A 17674-nucleotide genomic window follows, 5' to 3' on the forward strand; every position below is an offset into this window, starting at 1 on the left:
CATGACGGCTCCAGTGAGCACGGTCACGGCCAGCAAGGCCTTACGCCCGCCACCTCGCGAAAGAGTGGGACGAAACCTCGGCGATACACGTGCGTACATGGAACAACTCCTGTCGGTAGGGGAACAACATCAGTGGGTCAGGGAGAGGTGGGCGTGGTGCGACGGGCCTGCCGGTGGCTCGGCCTGGTCCTGTGATGGCCGCGGCGCAAGAAGGAACGGCCCTCCGCCCGTGCCCCCGCCCGAGGACGGGGAGCATGGGAGAGGCGGGACCTGGTTCCGCTACGTGATTCGAGGAGACCTTCGGCGGCGCAGCAGCCGACGGGCGGGCAGCATGACGGCCGCCGTGCCCGACAGGAACACCGTGCCGAGTACGGCCGCGCAGACCGAGGGCGACACCGACAGCGCGGACAGACCAGTCACCGCGCCGCCGAAGGTCAGCAGCGTCACCGCCGCGACCAGGGAGCCGACGGCGGCCCCCGTACTGAGGACGAGGCAGGTCTCCAGCCGCAGCATGGCCAGAACCTGGCCGCGGGTCGCGCCGATGAGCCGGAGCAGAGCCAGTTCACGACGGCGGGACGCGGTGGCGACGGCCAGTGTGGTCACCACGCCGATCAGGGTGAACAGGGAGATCGCCGCGACGGCGAACAGCCCGGGCAGGCCCTCCTGGCGGGCTTTCTCGGTGAGAGCCGCACTGTACTGTCCGGCGGACGTGGCATGGGTCCCGGGGAAGCGGTCGAGCACCGGTCGCAGGTCGGCTTCTCCCTTCACCAGGAGGTAGTCGTCGTGGCCCGCGTCGGTGACGTGGGCGGCGACCACATCGTGAGGCAGCAGGACATCCCCGAAGCCCTGGCCCCGGTCGTAGACGGCCACCACCTCGGGGCGGATCACGGTGCCGTCCCCAAGCCAGAGAGACACGGTCGAACCGACCTTGGCCGCGCTGGCCACGTTCGAACTGAGCGCGACCGTGTTCTTGCCGCGCAGCCCCTTCAGCAGGCCCGCCTTCACGCCCGGGTCCAGATCGGACAGTGCGCCCTTCACGCCTTGGGTGGGCAGGGACTGGAGCTGGGCCGCGACCGACATCACCACGGTGGTGCGTTTCACCGCGGTCACGGTCCCCGGTCCGGCCGTCCTTTCCACCGCCCGGTACATGGCCCGGGGCACGCCCGGCCCGTTCGAGACGAGCACCTGGTCCGCGTGCAAACCCGCAGCCGCCTGCGTCCGGGTGGCGTTGACCGCGGTGGTCTGCACGAACAGCTGGCTGGCGCCGAAGGAGAGCGCGAGCGCGATCGGCGTGATCACCGACGCGAGTCGCACGGCCGCGGCGGTGGCCGTGTCGGTGGCAAGCCGCCCTGGGACCGGGAACAGCAGACGCATGATCGGGCCGAGGACAACGATTCCCGCTCGGGCTATCCAGGGGCCCAGCAGAGCTGCGGCCCAGATGAGGGAGAGTACGAGTCCGCCCATGGCCGCGGTCGCCACCTGCCCGCCGAACGCGAACGCGGTGGCGGCCGAACTGAGACCGACGACCAGGAATACCAGGCCGGTGACCATGCGCCAGCGCGGTAGCCGGGTCGGTTCGGTGGAGGTCTCGCTTACGGCCTTGGCCGGCCGGATCCCGGAGATGCGTCGTGCCGCGAGCCAGGCGGAACCGACTGCGGTGAGCACCGTGAGCGCCAGGGCACCGACGACAGGCAACGGTCCCAGAACGAGCCCCAGCCCCTGGGGCAGGACGCCCTGCTCGGCCATGAAGCGGTGCAGCAGAGTGCCGAGCCCCAGCGACAGCAGACCGCCCAGGAGCGACGCCGGTACCGCGACCTTGAGTGTCTCGCGGACAATGACGCGGCGGACCTGCCGGGGAGTGGCACCGATGGCGCGCAGGACAGCGAGCTCGCGGGTCCGGTCCCGTACGGACACGTCCAGAAGGCCAGTCACGATCAGCAGCACCACGAGGAGGGCGACACCGCCGATCGACGCACACACGCCGATCAGGTCGAGTCGTGCCGCCGCCACCTCCGGGTTCTCGACGTCGCCGCGGCCCGCGCCGGTCGCGACGATAAGACCGGGGGCGGCTGCCCGCAGCGACTGGACGGACGTCTCCTTCGTGCCGAGCACGACCAGCGCGTCCGCGCGCTCGGGGCGGCCGCTGAGAACCTGTGCCGTGCGCTGGCTGAACCAGACATCGTGGCCTGCGGCGGACCGGCCGGCCACCAGACCGCTGACTCGGTAGGGTTCCGGCGCCCTGCCGCCGGCCTGCAGACGGATGGTGTCGCCGACGGCCCTGCCGCTGCCGGAGTCCACCGCGACTTCGCGTTCCGCCCGCGGAGCCCGGCCGGCGCGCAATTCGACAGCGGTGAGCGCGGTCGCGTCCCAGCCGCGGCCGGTCCGCACGGCCCCGTCGGCGGTGACCACCGGCAGAGAGACGTCCGCGACCACCTTGGTGACTCCCGGTACTGTGCGTACCCGGTCCGCCACCGATACCGGTACCCGGGCCCGTTCCACCAGCGGCCTGACATCAGTCTGGTCGTCCTTGACGACCTCGACGCGCTGGCTCGCGGCGACGACGGCCACGGCGCGCTCGTAGCGGTCGGCCGATCCGTGCGCCCGTAGTGCGGACTCCAGCAGGACCCCGAACGCGCCCGTCAACGCAGCCGCGCACAACAGCGCCGCCGCCACTCCGGCGGCGATCCCACGCCTCACAGCGTGCCCCAGTGGGCCAGGACGGTTGCGGCGGAGGGAGTCGTGAGCTCGTCGACGATCCTGCCCTCGCTCAGGAAGACGACGCTGTCGGCCCAGGCCGCGGCCACCGGGTCGTGGGTGACCAGCACGACCGTCTGTCCCATCTCGTCGACCGCGTAGCGCAGCAGTTTCAGGACGTGCTCGGCCGACCTCGGATCGAGCGCGGCCGTCGGCTCGTCGGCGAAGACGATCTCCGGGCGGGTGACGAGCGCTCGGGCGACCGCCACACGCTGCTGCTGGCCGCCGGACAAACGTGCTGGCAGCCGGTCCAGGTGGTCGGCCATCCCAACCCGGTGGACGACTTCGTCCAGCCAACTCCTGTCCACCTGGCGGCCGCCGAGGGACAGCGGGAGGATGATGTTGCGCTCGACATCCATCGAGGGCATGAGGTTGTAGCCCTGGAAGACGAACCCGATCCGTTCACGGCGCAGCCGGGTCAACTCCGTCTCACGGAGCCCGCCCATGTCCAGATCACCGAGCCGTACCGTTCCGCTGCTGGGCCGGTCGAGGCCGGAGGCGCAGTGCAGGAAGGTGCTCTTGCCCGATCCGGACGGGCCCATGATCGCGGTGAGACTGCCCTTGCGGAACCCCCAGCTGACCCGGTCCAGCGCGGTCACCTTGCCATAGGACTGGGAGACCTCCTCCAGGGACACGGCGAACGGCGTGGCCCGGGTCGTCGTCATCGGTTGCATGGTGGGTCCTTCGGTTCCCTCGATCGGTCAGAACGGGTACCGAACGTAATCGCGCAAGCCGAGCAGACGGCAGCGGTCTCTCCCCCGAACCGGGGGTGTAGCGTGCTCCACCTGCCAGGTGGAGCGCGCACTTATGACAGGGGAACACTCATGACGTACCGTCTTGCTCCATGGACCTGAAGGCAAGGGCACTCCGCAGCCTACGATCCGCGAGGTATCTGCTGGGTGGGGTCACCACCGCTCTGCCTTCGCTGGCCGGTTACGTTCTGTTGCCGCTCGTCTGCTTCTCGCTGATCTTCGCCCCGGTCCTGCCGTGGGCGGTGCGGCCGTTGCGCGCCTTGACCGATGCCGAACGCCGACGGGCCGAACGCATTCTCGGCCGCCCCGTGCGCCGGCCCTACCCGACGCCCGAAGGCAACGCCTACCAGCGGACGTTCCAACTGCTGCGGTTCCCGGGTACCCGCAAGGACACGGCGTGGATGCTGGTTCACGGCGTTGTGGGGCTCGTCCTTCCCGTCCTCGTCCTGGGAGTGCTGCTCAGTCTGCTGCTGACGATCTCCATCCCGCTGTGGTGGTGGACCGTTCCCGGCGGAACCCTCACCCTCCTCGCGGCCCCCATCACCACCTGGATGCAGGCGATCGTCCTGTCCGCGGTGTGTGCCTGGCTCCTCGCCGCCCTCTTCTTCTGGCTGGCCCCCGCCGCGGTGAAGCTGGAGACGTGGATCGCAGAGATCATGCTCGGTGCGTGGACCGGCGCCGGCCGGCGGATCGAGGAACTGACCGCCTCGCGCGCGGGAGCCCTCCAGGCACACGAGGCGGAACTCCGACGGATCGAACGCGACCTCCACGACGGCACCCAGGCGCAACTGGTGGCGGTGGCCATGCGACTGGCCCTGGCCGAGCGCCGGTTCGACAAGGACCCGCAGAGTTCCAGGAGAATGGTGCTCGAGGCCAGGACCACCGTGGACGAAGCACTTGTCCAGCTGCGCACCGTCATCCGCGGTATCCACCCGCCGATCCTTTCCGACCGGGGACTGAACGGAGCCATCCGCTCCCTGGCTGCAGGCCGGCCGATCCCCACCACCCTGGATCTGCCCGAGACCGACCACCGCCCCCCGGCCGCCGTCGAGGCAGCCGCCTACTTCGTGGTCGCCGAGGCGCTGACCAACATCGCCCGGCACAGCAACGCGAGCCATGCCCAGGTGTCGCTCCGGTACGACGGTCCCACGCTGCGCGTCGTCGTGCGGGACGACGGGTGCGGCGGGGCCGCACCCGGCTCCGCCTCTGGCAGCGGACTCGCCGGGGTACGCCGACGGGTCGCCGCCCTGGACGGTACAACGAGAATCGACAGCCCTGTCGGTTCTGGAACGACAATTGAGGTGCTACTGCCGTGCGGATCGTGATCGCGGAGGACAACGTCCTTCTCCGCGAAGGCCTGATTCTGCTCCTGGAGGACGTCGGGCACGAGATCGTGGCCGTCGTGGGAAGCGGGCCCGAGATTGTCCCCACCCTGCTCGAACACCGGCCGGACGTGGCCGTCCTGGACGTCCGGCTGCCGCCCGGATTCCGCGACGAGGGGCTGCGAGCCGCCATCGAGGCCCGGAAAATCATTCCCGGCCTGCCGCTCCTGGTGCTCTCCCAGTACGTCGAGGAGAGCTACGCCGCCGAACTGCTCGGACAGGGCGCCTCCGGGATCGGCTACCTGCTCAAGGACCGTGTGGGACATATCGAGGAATTCCAGGACGCGCTGGAGCGCGTTGCTGCGGGCGGAACGGCGCTGGACCCCGAGGTCGTCTCCCAGCTGATGAGCCGCCGGGACCCGCTCGACACGCTGTCCCCCCGCGAACGGGAGGTTCTCGGGCTGATGGCACAGGGCCTGGACAATCCCACGATCGCCACGACCCTGTTCATCACCGAACGTTCCGTCAGCAAGCACATCGGCAGCATCCTTGCCAAGCTGAACCTGCCGCCGAGCGACAGCGGTCACCGCCGGGTCCTCGCGGTGCTTGCCTACCTGAACGCCTAATGGGACCTGCCGGGTCGGGGAGACTCGGCGCCATAGCCGCCAGCAGGTGAGCACTATCGACGCCGGAAGCAGTCGACTTCTGAGGTCAGACCGTGCCCCTGCTGGTCGGCCGGAAGGCCAGACCGTTGATGGGGTGGCGTGCCCGCCGAGTGGGGCGTGAGCACTGGATCCATTAGGCCGCGTGCCGCGCCTTCCGCAGGCTGCATGGAGTGAAGTACCTGACCGGGAGGACGAGTTGCTGCTGTCGGCGATGACTGGGCCGAAGACCGCCATGACGTCGAGGTCCAGGACGGAGCAGGCCGGAAGCTGGCCGCCGCGAGGCTGCCCGAGGGCGTGGAGCGGATCGCGAAGCTGCACGAGCTTGTCGCGAAGCACGGCGGCAGGGACCTTGATGCCGCCGAGGTCGTGGTCGGGATCGAGACCGACCGCGGCTCGTGGGTGCAGGCCCTGATCGCTTCCGGCTACCAGGTCTATGCGATCAATCCCCGGCAGGTCGCCCGGTTCAAGGAGAGGTATGCCTCTTCCGGCGCCAAGAGCGACAAGGGCGACGCCCACGCACTGGCCGACATGGTCCGCATCGACCGGGTCCAGCTGCGTCCCGTGGCCGGGGACAGCGCCCAGGCGCAGGCCGTCAAGGTCGTCGCCCGCGCGCACCAGACCCTGATATGGGAACGTACCCGCACCTTCCAGAGGCTGCGCAGCACGCTGCGCGAGTACTTCCCCGCTGCCCTGAGCGCCTCCGCCGACCTGGAACTGACCAGCTGGACGCCCTTGAACTTGCTGGTCAAGGCGCCCACCCCCGCGGCCGGGGCGAAACTGACCCGCACCCAGATCACCGCGGTCCTGGCCCGTCACCGCCGCCGCAACCGGGACGCCAAGGGGGCCACGATCCAGACCGCGCTGCGCGAGAAGCAGCTCGGCCTGCCCGAACCGGTCACCGTCGCCTATGCAGCCACCGCCACCGCCCATGCCCACCTGATCATCGCGCTGAACGAGCAGATAGCCGCGATGGAGGAGCAGGTGAAGGCCCCATTTTCGAGCGCACCCGGACGCTGAGATCTACCTCTCGATGCCCGGCATCGCGGAGATCACCGGCGCCCGGGCGCTCGCCGAGTTCGGAGACGACCCCACCCGCTACGCATCCGCGAAGGCCCGCAAGAACTACGCCGGGACCAGCCCCATCACCCAGGCCTCCGGCAAGAGCCACACCGTCCAGGCCCGCTACGTCCGCAACAACCGGCTCGCCGACGCGCTGCAGACCCAGGCGTTCTCATCCCTGCGAGCCTCACCGGGCGCCCGCCGCTACTACGACAAACAACGCGCCCGCGAGGGCGGCTACAACCCGGCCCTGCGCCAGCTCGGCAACCGCCTCGTCGGCATCGTCCACGGATGCCTCAAGACCCGAACCCTCTACGACGAAGCAACCGCCTGGTCACACCACGCCTACCCCCACGCGGCTTGACACCGAACGACATGGGGTGTCTGACCTGCATCCCGCACGGGTGTAGCGGGCTACACCTCCGGTTCGGGGGAACGGTCCGATGTGCCGACCGGGGACGGAGGGAGAAGGTGGACGGCATAAGAGATCCCACCCCTGCCGCCCATCGGGCCGCCGGGGGCGCACAACAGGAGGAACCCCTAATGAAGCCCGTGCTCTGGCTGCTGCTCCTCGTCTCCACGGTGGCGGCGGTCTACGTCAGCACCTTCGCCCACTACACCGGCACCACGAGGGTCCTGGCCGGAGTCGGTACCGGCGTCGTCTTCGTCGGATCGGCGCTGGGAGTGTGGCTGACCAGCGGCAAGAAGTGACCCGTAGCGGCGAGAGCACCTGAGGAGGGGGGTCCGGCAGCGAGCCGGCCCCCCCTCCTCATGCGTGACGCGGAAAACGGACACCACCTCAGGAGGGGTAGTCCGCACCACTTCCGAACGGGGAGCCATCACTGTCGTTCCGAAAAGGCGCTGTTCATAGGCTCTTTTGTACCCACACAGGGCCTTTCGTCCCTCGCCTCTATGGAGAAGCAGCTGATGCGCTCACTCACTCGAACCACGCGACAGCACACGATGATCGCCGTATCGGCAGCCTGCCTACTCGTTCCCCTGGCGGCCTGCACACCGGACGACGGTCCGCGACCGACCGCCTCCGCCACTTCGACTGGCGGAGCAGCCCCGTACGCTCCGAAGAACGACGGGAAGTGCGACGGACGATTGGACGAGCGGCTGGACCGCGCCACGATCCTGGAACTTCAGGAGGACATGAGGGGAAAGCGGCTGACGTCCAAAGAACTGACCCAGGCATACCTGGACCGGATCCATCGCCTCAACCCCGCCTCAATGCCGTCGTCACCGTGAACCCAGACGCACTGGACCTTGCACGCAAGAGCGACGAGCTGCGCCGCACCGGTGAAGGGCGGGGGCCACTGGAAGGCATCCCTGTTTGGGCCTGCACTCCGTGAATCCGTCCGTGACCAAGCTTCCCCGGACGAGGAGAAACTCGTGCGCTACCTCCGTTCGGGATCGGCGCTCGCAGCCACCGGTACACGGGTCCACGATGTGCTGAGCGGCGGCAGGGAGCTCATCGACGCGTTGGAGCTGCATACCGACGGCGAGTGGTTCTGGTACTCAGAGGGCAGAATGTGACTCTTTGCCCGGTTCGTCGTTGGGTGTGGGTGAGGCGTGGTGGCCAGCGATGCGTGGTGATCGGCTACTGGCAGTGGAGGGGGCAAGCCGACGCTGGCAACCGAGCTGGTCTCGGCCAGCGTTACCGTTCCGAGATCGCCGAGGCGCCACGCCAAGCGATCCAGCACTACCGCGGCGTGCTGCAGCAGATCGCCGAACGGCTCGAGAGACTGCACGGGCTTCAGCCCCTACTGGACGTGGGCCAAGCCACTGACATCCTCTGGTTCTACTTCGGCCTGCACGCATGGCGACAACTGACCAAGGACAACGTGTGGACCTTCGATAAAGGCGCAGGAGTGGGTGCAGAACCGCGCGGCCGAAAGCCTGCTGCACAGCTCCCCCTTCGGGATCATGTATGCCGAGCCGCGTCGACACCGTGGACGTGCTGTTCTTCAGTCCACGATGTCGACGCGCAGCCGGGTGAGGTCGGCGCCCGAGATGCGCCACGCCCCGTCCATCTTGCGGTATGTGTCGTGGTAGTGGCCGAAACCGTGCATCGTGGTGAACGGGGCGTCGGGGTACGCGGCGCGGTCGTAGAAGATCAGGTCCTCCATGGCCCACACGCCGGTCGCGGTGGTGTCGGAGGTGAACTCGATCTCGTGCGTGAAGAAGTGGTGGACGGGCTGGCCGGGACCCACGCGGCCGCCGATGGTCTCGGCGAAATCGCCCGCCGTCACCTCGTTCGCCAAGGTGCCGTCGGCGTTGAAGAAGCGCAGGACGGCGTCCTCGGTAAAGATCGTGCCGAACTTCTCCCACTGCTTGGTGTCGGCGTACCTGGCGTAGCGGGCGCGCAGCTCTCGGATCTGGCCGATGTCCGAGTGCGTGGTCTGGTTGTACATGTCTCTTCCTCTTTCTCCGGTTCCGGCCTGCGCCGGCGGTATCGGGTGGGTACGGGGGTCAGCGGCTGATATGCGGCCGGGGTGGTGATGGCTGCGTGCTGCGGCTGAGGCCGGGCGGCGTGCTCGAGCTCAAACTCGAGCTCGGAATCGAGGCCGAGTTCAAGGCCGAGTTCGCGTTCGGCGTCGGCTTCGGTCTGGGGTTCGGCGGTGCCGTGGTGCTTGGTTGTGATGAGCAGGGAGACGACGAGTCCGGCGGCGGCCACGGCCAGCAGGAGGAACGCCGTCGCCTAGCCGCCGTGCACGACGACGGCGGACAGGGCCGAGAGGCCGATGCCGAAGCCCAGGCCGCCGACGGCAGTGTCGAGGGCGACGAGCCACGCGCTGGAGTGCAGCAGGGCCAGCAGCAGGAAGCTGATCACGATCGGCACAGAGCCGATCACCAGCACGGCCTTGGTCGGCATCCTCTTGGCGAGCGCGTCGGCTGCCAGGCCGCTGAGGAACTGGGTGGCGGTGACCGGCAGGAACAGCAGCCCGGAGGCGGTAATCGACTCGCCGAGCCCGTAGCCGGTGCCGGCGGGCGTCTGCAGGAACGCGGGGATGAATCCGAACGCGGAATACAGCGTCACGCCGAACAGGAAGGAGGCGAGGTTCGCGGTCCATACCGGGCGCAGCCGGAAGACCCGCATGTCGATCAACGAGTACCGCGAACGGGTCTCGATCGCCACCCACACCACACCTGCTACGAGCGCTCCGGCGAACGATCCCAGCGTCCTGGGTGATCCCCAGCCCCACTGCTGTCCGAGGCTCAGCGGTAGCAGGAGCAGCACGAGGGTGGCGGCGAGCATCGCGCCGGCCGGCCAGTTCATCCGGCCATCGGCCCTGGCGCCGGTGTCCTTGAGCAGCAATCGGACGGCTAGCCTCGCCGTTTCGCTTGGGGTGATGAGTCGCCGCTGTTCGTCTGCTGTCGGGTGGGCGGGGTGGTATCGCTGCTTGGGCATGGCGGAGGTCCCGGCGCGGTGGTCGGGTTCTCCAAGGTCTTTCGGGTCGTGGGTGGTCAGGGGTTCGCCGGTCAGCCGGCGGGACGGGGCAGTGCGGCGAGGCGGTGGAAAGCCATGGCGAGTTCATGCCTCCAGGGCCAGGTCGCCGATATCCGCAAGCGCAGACGCCGGCCGCCGCGGGTGAGGCGGGCAGCGACGTGCAGCAGTCGGTAGCGGAGCTTCTTCGGTTCGGCAGCCGCGAGTTCGCCGTCCAGCAGCAGGACGCGCATCCAGGCCAGCAGATCGATCGCCGTGAGGCTGAGCTCGAGCCAGACGGCATTGACATCGAAGTGGCGGGAGGGGAAGCGGCCGAAGCCGGTGGTCTTGCCGCACCGGATGTGGTCCTCGACGCATGCATGCCCGCGGTGGCGGACTTCGAGGAACTGGGCGGAGCCGCCACCGGAGTAGGGGGTGTCGGTGAGGAATGCCTGGTGGCGCAGGCCCTCGTCCTGGTCGAACAGGGACAGTTGTGCTCCGGGGTGCGGCCGCTCGCGGCGGACGATGATGCGGGTGCCGGCCGGGTATCCGTCCAGGTCGGCCATGCCGGTCAGCTCGGCGCCTTCGGCGCCGTCACGCAGTGTTCCGTCCTGGTCCAGGGCGGGATGCCAGAGGTGGTCGGGCATGGCCCGGACAGCGCGGCGGATCGGCTCTGTGATGGCGAATCCGACTGAGAAGAAGGTTCGGATTCCTCGTTTGCGCAGGTCACGGATGTGGGCGAGGAAGGCTTTCGCGGATCCGGCGCTGTCGGTGCGGACGAGGATGTCGGTGCCGTGCCGGTTCGCGTCGGGGATCTGCGCGAGTGCCTGGTCGAGCACCGTGATGTGATCGCTCGCGGTATTGGCACCGGCGTTGCCGGGGCGCAGCAGGCCGGACAGTGCCTCGCCGGTGTTGGCGAGGAAGCACAGCAGCGGGTGGAACCCGAAGCCGCCCTTGTAGGTGGGTGCGGCCTGCTCTTTCTCGGAGTGGCAGGCGACCAGCGTGGCGTCGAGGTCTAGGACCAGACCGTGCAGCTGGCGTCCCGCGGCCCGGGCTGCCGGGATGTCCTTGCCGTGCTCGGCGGCCTGCAGCCAGGCGATTTCCCGGGCTTGGGCACGGGCCGAGCGCAGAGCAGTCAGTGTCTTCTCGTCGGTGTCGGCGAGCAGCCGCCAGCCGTTGGTGTCGAGGCGACCGAGCCGAACACTTCGGCCTGGTCCCGCAGCACGGCCAGGTCCGCGATGGCCTCGCCGCCGTTGGCGAGCATCACCGCCAGGTCGGTGGCGATCCGTCCCGGATCATGTCGGGTCCGCGCGGCCGAAGCGGCCGGAGAGCGGTGGAGTACGCGGCGGTCAGCCCCGTGGCATCAGCAAGATCCGCCAGCAACCGTGCCCCGGCATGCCCGACCACTCCCGAACCATCGGCGCTGACATGGACCTTGGGACGCAACCCGATACCGTCGGGTAGCGGGGACGCATTGCTGCGTCCCCGCCCCCTCAGAACCGTACGTGCGCGTCATCCGCGCATACGGCTCAAGCAAGCCCTGAAGGCTCTTGGGAGTGCAGTGTTGTGCCGTTGTTCGACGTGTTCGGCCGTCGTAGGCACGTGGCGTGGGCGAGGCGGAGTTGAACTCCGTCCGGTGTCTTCGCTCTCTGATAGGCGATGTGTCGTGTCTTGATCGCCTTCCGGGTCGTGCGGAGCCATTGCTCCCACCCGGTCGGGGACTGCGGGGGTCGGTCGGCGTGCAGCAGCAGTTGCCCGCAGAGCCGGCAGAGCTGGCAGCGGCCCTTCTGCGTCTGGAGCAGACGCATCGTGGCTCGGTCCAGCGGCGGCGGAGCGCTTCTGCGTCGCCGGTCGGCCCAGTAGTCGGTCAGGGCCGGATCGTCCGGGGACGAGGTGCTCTTGACCAGCTGATGCCGGACGATTTTCGTCCAGGCGAACTTGACGAGGTAGGCGCCGTTGTCACGGTGGCCGAACACCCATCTGTCCTGCCGGGCGGGGTTGAATCGGTCGAAGTACCGGTTGGTGATCCAGTGTCTCGACTTCTTCGGATGCCTGTGCAGGGCCCACCGGTAGGTGAGCTGCCACAGGTAGTTGTCCAGCGAGGCGAAGACCTCCTTGGACACCACCGTCCGGTAGTAGGCCGCCCATCCGCGGACGATCGGATTGACCGCCCGCAGCACCGCGAGGGTTTCCGCGCCCCGCAGGGCCCGGATCTCCTCACGCAGCCTGGCTCGTATCCGCCTGACGGCCGCCTTACTCGGCTTGATCAGCAGCTTGCCGCTTCGGTAGCGGCGCACGTTGAAACCGAGGAAGTCAAAGCCAGTCTCCGCGTGGACGATGCGTGTCTTGTCCTCGTTGAAGACCAGCCCCCTCGGCGCGAGCCACTCGGCGAGCCGTGCCTTGACCTGCTCAGCCGCTGCGCGGCTGTGGCACATCGCCACCAGGTCGTCGGCGTATCTGACCAGAACAGGGGCGTCCGGCATGATCTCTCCGGCCCGTCGGCCCGGAGGGTAGTACCGCACGCCCGCGGCCGCCTCCATCCCGTGCAAGGCAACGTTCAGTAGCACGGGGCTGATCACTCCGCCTTGAGGAGTTCCCTCCTCGGTCGCAGTGAACCGGCCGCGCTCGACCACCCCGGCCTTTAACCACTGTCGGACCATGCCCCGGGCGGGGAAGGTGCCGAGCTGGGCCAGAAGCCGGTCGTGGTCGATGCGGTCGAACGCCGCTGCCAGGTCCGCGTCCAGGATCCACACGCGCTGCGGGTTCTTGCCGTTGAGTGTGTTGTAGATGACCCCGATCGCGTCGTGGCAGCCCCGGCCCGGACGGAAGCCATACGACCTCGCCTCGAACCGGGCCTCCCACTCGGGTTCCAGTGCCGCCGACACCCGGGCCTGGTGGGCCCGGTCGACGATCACGGGAATGCCGAGCGGGCGCCGTTTGCGTCCCCCCGTCTTGGGGATGAACACCCGCCGGACCGGACGGGCCTGCCAGATGCCGCCGCGCTGCTGGATGAAGCGCGCCAGCTCTGCCTTGCCCGGGGCGGTCAGAACGACCTGACCGTCGATCCCCGCCGTCTTCCGTCCGGCGTTGACTTCCGTCACCCGGCGCACGCTGACCAGCGTGTTACTCAGGCTCCGAAGCATCAGTTTCTGCAGGTTCCTGACCTTCGCCAGGTCACCGTCCCTCGATGCCGTGAAGATGCGCTGGCGCAGGCGGCGTACGTTCTCCTCCGCCTGGTCCCAGTCGATACTGTCCCAGTCCGCGAAGAAGTCGCCCTCCGGTCCGTTCACCCCGGCCGCAGCCGTGGCGTCCAACTTGTCCTTCGGTACTGCCGCTGTCGTCATCATCCCTCCTCACAGGCTCACCCGGCTCACGTCAGCGTCCTTTCGGACCCGGACACCGGTCCGGTATCCGGCGAGTTGGCCGGGACTGCGGCGGAGAGGCTGCCGCTCGTGCTGTCCCGGTTTCCTCTGGCCTTTCGGCCTGCCGGCCTTCGCTTCTTGAGCCGTCCTGTCCTGCCGGAGACATCAGCCTTCCTCACGGTCGGCCCACCGCCGGCCCTGTCCGGGCGACGGCCTCCGTCGGGGTTTCCACGTTCCGCGCGCGCGAGACGCGACCGGATTGGGCGCCCTCTATATCCCGGGGCGGCGGTGTCCTCCCGGACGGCATGCAGATCCGCCCGGCGCCTGCCGCGTCTCAGCGGCCCGCCCTGCACCCTGCTGCTGCATCCCACCGGCAGGGCTTTTCTTCACGAGACGTCATCGAGGGTTCACGGGTGTTCGCCCGCCCGGTCTTCCCCTTGCCTGTTGCCCCCAGGTGGAACGGCGGCACTTGGGCTTCTCCCCGGAGCTCCGCACCCCGCCGTTACCAGCGACGCACGTCCGGGTGGGGACGGGCCATCGGACACGGACCCGGGGCTACCCTGTCATCGGCGCCATCGCCGACCCCCTCTCCAAGAGCACCCGCTCAACACACGCGACCTCGTGTCGCACCTGCACGTAGAAAGTGCCCTCCGCCTGGACCGACAGAACCCCTCAGCAAGGTTCATCGTCCCAGGTCAGGAAGGCACTTTCGCATTCCCGCCTCAACAGCCGCCGCCCCAAGCGAAACGGTGAGGCTAGTCCGCGACTATGAGCGGCGCACCACCAGTGCGGAGGCGATGGTCTACTGGTCGATGATCCTGCTCATGACCCGCCGCCTGGGCCGGCCGCGTCGCGGGTGAGCGTGAAGCGACCCGGCGCCGGTTCGGCCAGCCAGCCGCGGGCGACCAGGCGTTTCGCCTTCGACTGCAGTGCCTCCACCCGCGCCGGTACCACCTCCATACCGAACAAGGCGGCCATCTCCTGGCAGGTCAGCGACCCGCGACCGCGAGCGAGCGGCTGTACTGGCGGGTGCGGGACGCGCTGGCCGCCTCGGAAGAAGTGCGGTCGGTGTCCCGGCCATGGCGGGACGCCGGGAGGACGGAGCTGACGACGCGAGCAGTGGAGGAACGGCTGGATGCCTACGTCACCGCCCTGATGGACGCGCCGAGCTGACACTGGGAGCCGGTAGCGGAGGCCCGGAAATGAGCGACACGTATGATCTGATGCCTCGCATGGACCGAGACGGCATCGACAACGAGACAGAACATCCTCAAGTCCCGAAGTCTCGGCCGACCACTACCCGCGGACCGGCCGCACGCCCCGCGTTCAAGCGCCACCACCTGCTCGCCAAAGTCCGCCACCACCTCGCCTACGGCCTGCGCGGCCGACCCCACCAGCTCGGCCTGGACGAACAGATCGTGCAAGCGGTCGTCGACGACTGCACCCGCCCGGTCGGCCGCCGGATGATGACCGCCGACCTGCGCGCCAAGTCCTCGCGCGACACTGCGAACCAGGCCGTGCTGTGCCCCGCTGATTCGCAACCGGCCCGCGGACCGTACGAGCGGGCCCGCCCCCGCCGCCGCACGCTCAGCAGCCCGGCACCCAGCACACGCACCGGGCCGGAGCACAGGAGGAGCCGCGTGAGCACCCGGAAGAACTGCCCCGATCCCGAGGACGCACTCGCCTGCGCCGACGCGGCCCACGCCAGGATGGCCCCCCGCGCTCGACGCGGACCAGGAGCCCGAGCCCGATGAGTCCCTGGGACGGCAGCCGGTCGAGAACGCCGGTGCCCGTCTGCGTGGCTCCGCCCCTGGACGCGTGCGGTGCGTGGGGCGTACGTCAACGGGTTCACGCAATGTGGATGAACACCTCGCCGTGGACTCTCGTCCCGCCCCGCCTTGCCCAGACCTTGGAGGCTCGCCCCGTGGCCGGCCCCGCACAACACGCACTTACAGTTTGTGGCTCGATGCGGGGTGAGGGGCGGCGCGGTCCCTGTAGAAGGATGGCTGGAGTCGGCCGGTCAGCGCCAGGAAGGCGACGAGCGCGCCTGTGGCGATCCAGCCGGGCCATCCGACCATGCTCATGTGCAGGGGGTCCAGTGTTGACTTGGAATCCGCGAACTCCGTGACCATGGCGACACTCACCGAGCTCACGAACGCATGGCCGATGACGGCGGGTACGACCGAGCCGGAGCGCAGACGCAGCCATGTGAAGACTGGCAGGATGAGGAGGCAACTCACCACCATGGCGGGCACCGACACATACCAGGGCCGCCCCGGGTACTGGCCGCCCATCAGCAGCGTGGGCAGGTGCCACAGGGCGAAGGCCACGCCGGTGATTGCGTACGCCCGTATCAGGCTCCGACGGTCACCACCTTGTGCGAGGCGCGGAAAAAGATAGCCCTGCCAGCCCAGTTCCTCGCCGAAGAACAGCGGAAGCGACACCAGCATGCCCAGCACTGCTGAGGTCGCCCACGAGCCGAGCCCGTTCCAGTGCACTCCACCGAACTGGTAGCGGCCGGCGAAGGTGCTGATGACAAGAGCAGCCGTGGTGAGGCCGGCGGGGACGATGAAAGCCAACAGGCACGCCCGTGCAGTACGCCCCCAGGGCTTCGACCAGCGCAGGGCGAGCGTGTCCCGCACCCGACCGCTGCGCTCGACCCAGCGGACGACGAGAATTGCGGCGAGGGCAGGTGCCAACATCGCGGCCGAGATGCACACCTCCTGCAGTGCACCGGTCTCCTCACGTGCGTCACCGCGCTGGTAACCGCTGGCCAGGAGCGGTGACATGGCCGCCCACATGCCGAGGTAAGCGACACCGAGGAAGATGAACAGACCACGTCGCCGGTTGACAAGTGGTACGTGTTTGGTTGAAAGCGTCATGACGTGAAACCTACGGATCGGCGCAGCAGCGAGGAATCCAGCTAGAACGCATATCGACAGTGGAGCTGACTCCCCTTCCTGCTGGGAGACCTCTCCACCCATCGAAGACGGTCAGCGGTTGACTTCGAGGCTCATCAGGACCGGCCGAGCCCGTAAGGGACGGGTGGCACCCGTCGCCACCCAGCCCTCCGACACCGCCCCCGCACCGACGCCGATGCCGCCCCCGACACCAAGCGGGCGGAGCCGGGACTTGACCGCGTGGGTCTCCGCGATCACCGCTGCCTTGGGGCTGGTGCTCGGGTTCTTCGGGCTGCCATTCCTCGTGAACTCGCCGACGGCACGCCCCGCGACTCCGACAGTGACTGTGACCGAATCCGTCACGGCGCAGCCGCGGACTCCAAACGGCTCAGCATCTGGAACGGCACGTACTTCTGAGAGGACGTTCGCATCGCGAATGCGTAGATATGGGATAGTTAGATGCTTGGCGAACTTGCCACTGTGTAGGTCATTTACGCGGATTATGCGGCTTGGTGGAGCTTCGGACTCCTCTTCATCCAGAATCCGGTCGATAGCTCCTGTCCGGTTCGAAGATGACCAACTGAGTGCTGTTTTCCCTCGCCCGTTCGAGCGATGGCGGCCCCGCGGGGCACGTGCATCAGTGTCCGTATGACTCCACAGCCGCCTCGCCTGCCCTATCCCAGCGATCTGTCCGATGCCCGATGGGCGTTGATGGAGCCGATCTTGACCGCATGGCGGGCCGAGCGGCAGAAGACCTCGCTCAATCTCGGCGGCAAGGTCGCCGACCTGCGGGAAGTCATGAACGCCATCCTCTTCCTCAACCGGACCGGGGTCCCCTGGCGCTACCCGCCCCACGACTTCCCGCCGCACACCACGGTCTTCGGGTACTTCAGCGCCTGGACCGCCGACGGCACGATCGAGAAGCTTGGCGTCCACCTCCACAAACTCGTCCGTGAACAGGAAGGACGCGCCGCCGAGCCCACCGCGTGCGTCATCGACGCCCAGATCGTCAAGACCGCCCCCAGCGCGCCAGTCGACACCCAGGGCACCGATGCCGGCAAAAAGATCGTCGGCCGCAAGCGCAGCATCGTCGTGGACACCCTCGGCTTGTTACTGCTGGTCATGGTGACCGCCGCCAGCATCTCCGACAACGACGCCGGCAAGCAGCTCCTCACCCGCATCGCCGCCGACCACCCCACGATCAACAAGGCCTGGGTCGACACCGGCTACAAGAAACAGGCGATCGAACACGGTGCCGCCCTGGGCATAGACGTTGACGTTGTCCCCTGGAATTCGCAGGTCAAGGGCTTCTCGGTGATCCCGCGCCGCTGGGTGGTCGAGATCTGTCAAGCACAGTGCACTCATGGAGTCTGTTGCTCTGTTGTCTCGGCGGTCTCGGTCCAGATGCGGCGGCTGTACCAGCCAGGCGG

11 protein-coding genes and 5 pseudogenes are annotated in these 17674 nt (G+C 68.5%); 8 read left to right on the forward strand and 8 right to left on the reverse strand.

Features of this window, described 5'->3' with window-relative positions; genetic code table 11:
- Positions 1 to 279: 279 nt before the first annotated feature.
- Together ABZ818_RS39445 and ABZ818_RS39450 are read right to left on the reverse strand one after the other, a co-directional pair.
- Positions 280 to 2697, reverse strand: a complete 2418-nt coding sequence (locus ABZ818_RS39445) for an ABC transporter permease (protein ID WP_361426163.1) — start codon at positions 2695 to 2697, stop codon at positions 280 to 282.
- Complete coding sequence (locus ABZ818_RS39450; protein WP_361426166.1) at positions 2694 to 3419, reverse strand: ABC transporter ATP-binding protein; 726 nt, start codon at positions 3417 to 3419, stop codon at positions 2694 to 2696. Before ABZ818_RS39450 ends, ABZ818_RS39445 begins: the two co-directional genes overlap by 4 nt.
- A 179-nt stretch (positions 3420 to 3598) precedes the next feature.
- On the opposite strand from ABZ818_RS39450, the gene ABZ818_RS39455 reads away from it, so the two are divergent.
- The 5 genes and pseudogenes from ABZ818_RS39455 (at position 3599) to ABZ818_RS39475 (ending at position 8091) form a co-directional block, all read left to right on the forward strand.
- Positions 3599 to 4831 (forward strand): sensor histidine kinase, encoded by a 1233-nt coding sequence (locus ABZ818_RS39455; protein ID WP_361426169.1) that lies wholly within the window; start codon positions 3599 to 3601, stop codon positions 4829 to 4831.
- Complete coding sequence (locus tag ABZ818_RS39460) at positions 4819 to 5454, forward strand: response regulator transcription factor (protein WP_361426172.1); 636 nt, start codon at positions 4819 to 4821, stop codon at positions 5452 to 5454. Before ABZ818_RS39455 ends, ABZ818_RS39460 begins: the two co-directional genes overlap by 13 nt.
- A gap of 234 nt (positions 5455 to 5688) precedes the next feature.
- A pseudogene (locus ABZ818_RS39465) lies at positions 5689 to 6916 on the forward strand (IS110 family transposase); the annotation flags it as partial.
- Positions 6917 to 7095: 179 nt separating this feature from the next.
- Complete coding sequence (locus ABZ818_RS39470; RefSeq protein ID WP_361426175.1) at positions 7096 to 7263, forward strand: hypothetical protein; 168 nt, start codon at positions 7096 to 7098, stop codon at positions 7261 to 7263.
- 684 nt (positions 7264 to 7947) lie between these two features.
- Positions 7948 to 8091 carry a hypothetical protein gene (locus ABZ818_RS39475; RefSeq protein WP_361426178.1) on the forward strand — a complete coding sequence of 48 codons (144 nt, stop codon included), beginning with the start codon at positions 7948 to 7950 and terminating at the stop codon, positions 8089 to 8091.
- Positions 8092 to 8522: 431 nt separating this feature from the next.
- Here the strand turns inward: ABZ818_RS39475 and ABZ818_RS39480 are convergent, their stop codons facing one another.
- From ABZ818_RS39480 to ABZ818_RS39500, 5 genes and pseudogenes are all read right to left on the reverse strand, one after another.
- Positions 8523 to 8969, reverse strand: coding sequence for a nuclear transport factor 2 family protein (locus ABZ818_RS39480; protein ID WP_361426181.1), 447 nt, complete (start codon positions 8967 to 8969; stop codon positions 8523 to 8525).
- Between the two features lie 287 nt (positions 8970 to 9256).
- Positions 9257 to 9967: a hypothetical protein gene (locus ABZ818_RS39485; protein WP_361426184.1), complete on the reverse strand. Its 711-nt coding sequence runs from the start codon at positions 9965 to 9967 to the stop codon at positions 9257 to 9259.
- Positions 9968 to 10038: 71 nt separating this feature from the next.
- Positions 10039 to 11434: pseudogene (locus ABZ818_RS39490) on the reverse strand (IS1380 family transposase).
- Between the two features lie 77 nt (positions 11435 to 11511).
- Positions 11512 to 13326 carry a group II intron reverse transcriptase/maturase gene (gene ltrA / locus ABZ818_RS39495; protein WP_361426186.1) on the reverse strand — a complete coding sequence of 605 codons (1815 nt, stop codon included), beginning with the start codon at positions 13324 to 13326 and terminating at the stop codon, positions 11512 to 11514.
- A gap of 840 nt (positions 13327 to 14166) precedes the next feature.
- A pseudogene (locus ABZ818_RS39500) lies at positions 14167 to 14349 on the reverse strand (hypothetical protein); the annotation flags it as partial.
- On the opposite strand from ABZ818_RS39500, the pseudogene ABZ818_RS39505 reads away from it, so the two are divergent.
- Positions 14350 to 14517: pseudogene (locus ABZ818_RS39505) on the forward strand (aminoglycoside phosphotransferase family protein); the annotation flags it as partial.
- A 143-nt stretch (positions 14518 to 14660) separates the two neighbouring features.
- Positions 14661 to 14873: pseudogene (locus tag ABZ818_RS39510) on the forward strand (conjugal transfer protein TraA); the annotation flags it as partial.
- A gap of 420 nt (positions 14874 to 15293) precedes the next feature.
- On the opposite strand, the gene ABZ818_RS39515 reads toward ABZ818_RS39510, so the two are convergent.
- A complete protein-coding gene (locus ABZ818_RS39515; RefSeq protein ID WP_361426189.1) occupies positions 15294 to 16226 on the reverse strand; it encodes a CPBP family intramembrane glutamic endopeptidase in 933 nt (310 codons plus the stop codon).
- Positions 16227 to 16892: 666 nt separating this feature from the next.
- Here ABZ818_RS39515 and ABZ818_RS39520 point away from each other — a divergent pair.
- Positions 16893 to 17674 (forward strand): IS5 family transposase (locus ABZ818_RS39520; protein ID WP_361426192.1); only part of this gene is annotated, 782 nt, incomplete at its 3' end.

Source organism: Streptomyces sp. NPDC047453, from assembly GCF_040643155.1.
Taxonomy (GTDB): Bacteria; Actinomycetota; Actinomycetes; order Streptomycetales; family Streptomycetaceae; genus Streptomyces.

Coding starts and splice junctions, on each gene's coding strand:
- ABZ818_RS39450 (WP_361426166.1), bottom strand. CDS start 3,419: ATGACGACGACCCGGGCCACGCCGTTCGCCGTGTCCCTGGAGGAGGTC.
- ABZ818_RS39455 (WP_361426169.1), top strand. CDS start 3,599: ATGGACCTGAAGGCAAGGGCACTCCGCAGCCTACGATCCGCGAGGTAT.
- ABZ818_RS39470 (WP_361426175.1), top strand. CDS start 7,096: ATGAAGCCCGTGCTCTGGCTGCTGCTCCTCGTCTCCACGGTGGCGGCG.
- ABZ818_RS39480 (WP_361426181.1), bottom strand. CDS start 8,969: ATGTACAACCAGACCACGCACTCGGACATCGGCCAGATCCGAGAGCTG.
- ABZ818_RS39485 (WP_361426184.1), bottom strand. CDS start 9,967: ATGCCCAAGCAGCGATACCACCCCGCCCACCCGACAGCAGACGAACAG.
- ltrA (WP_361426186.1), bottom strand. CDS start 13,326: ATGACGACAGCGGCAGTACCGAAGGACAAGTTGGACGCCACGGCTGCG.
- ABZ818_RS39515 (WP_361426189.1), bottom strand. CDS start 16,226: ATGACGCTTTCAACCAAACACGTACCACTTGTCAACCGGCGACGTGGT.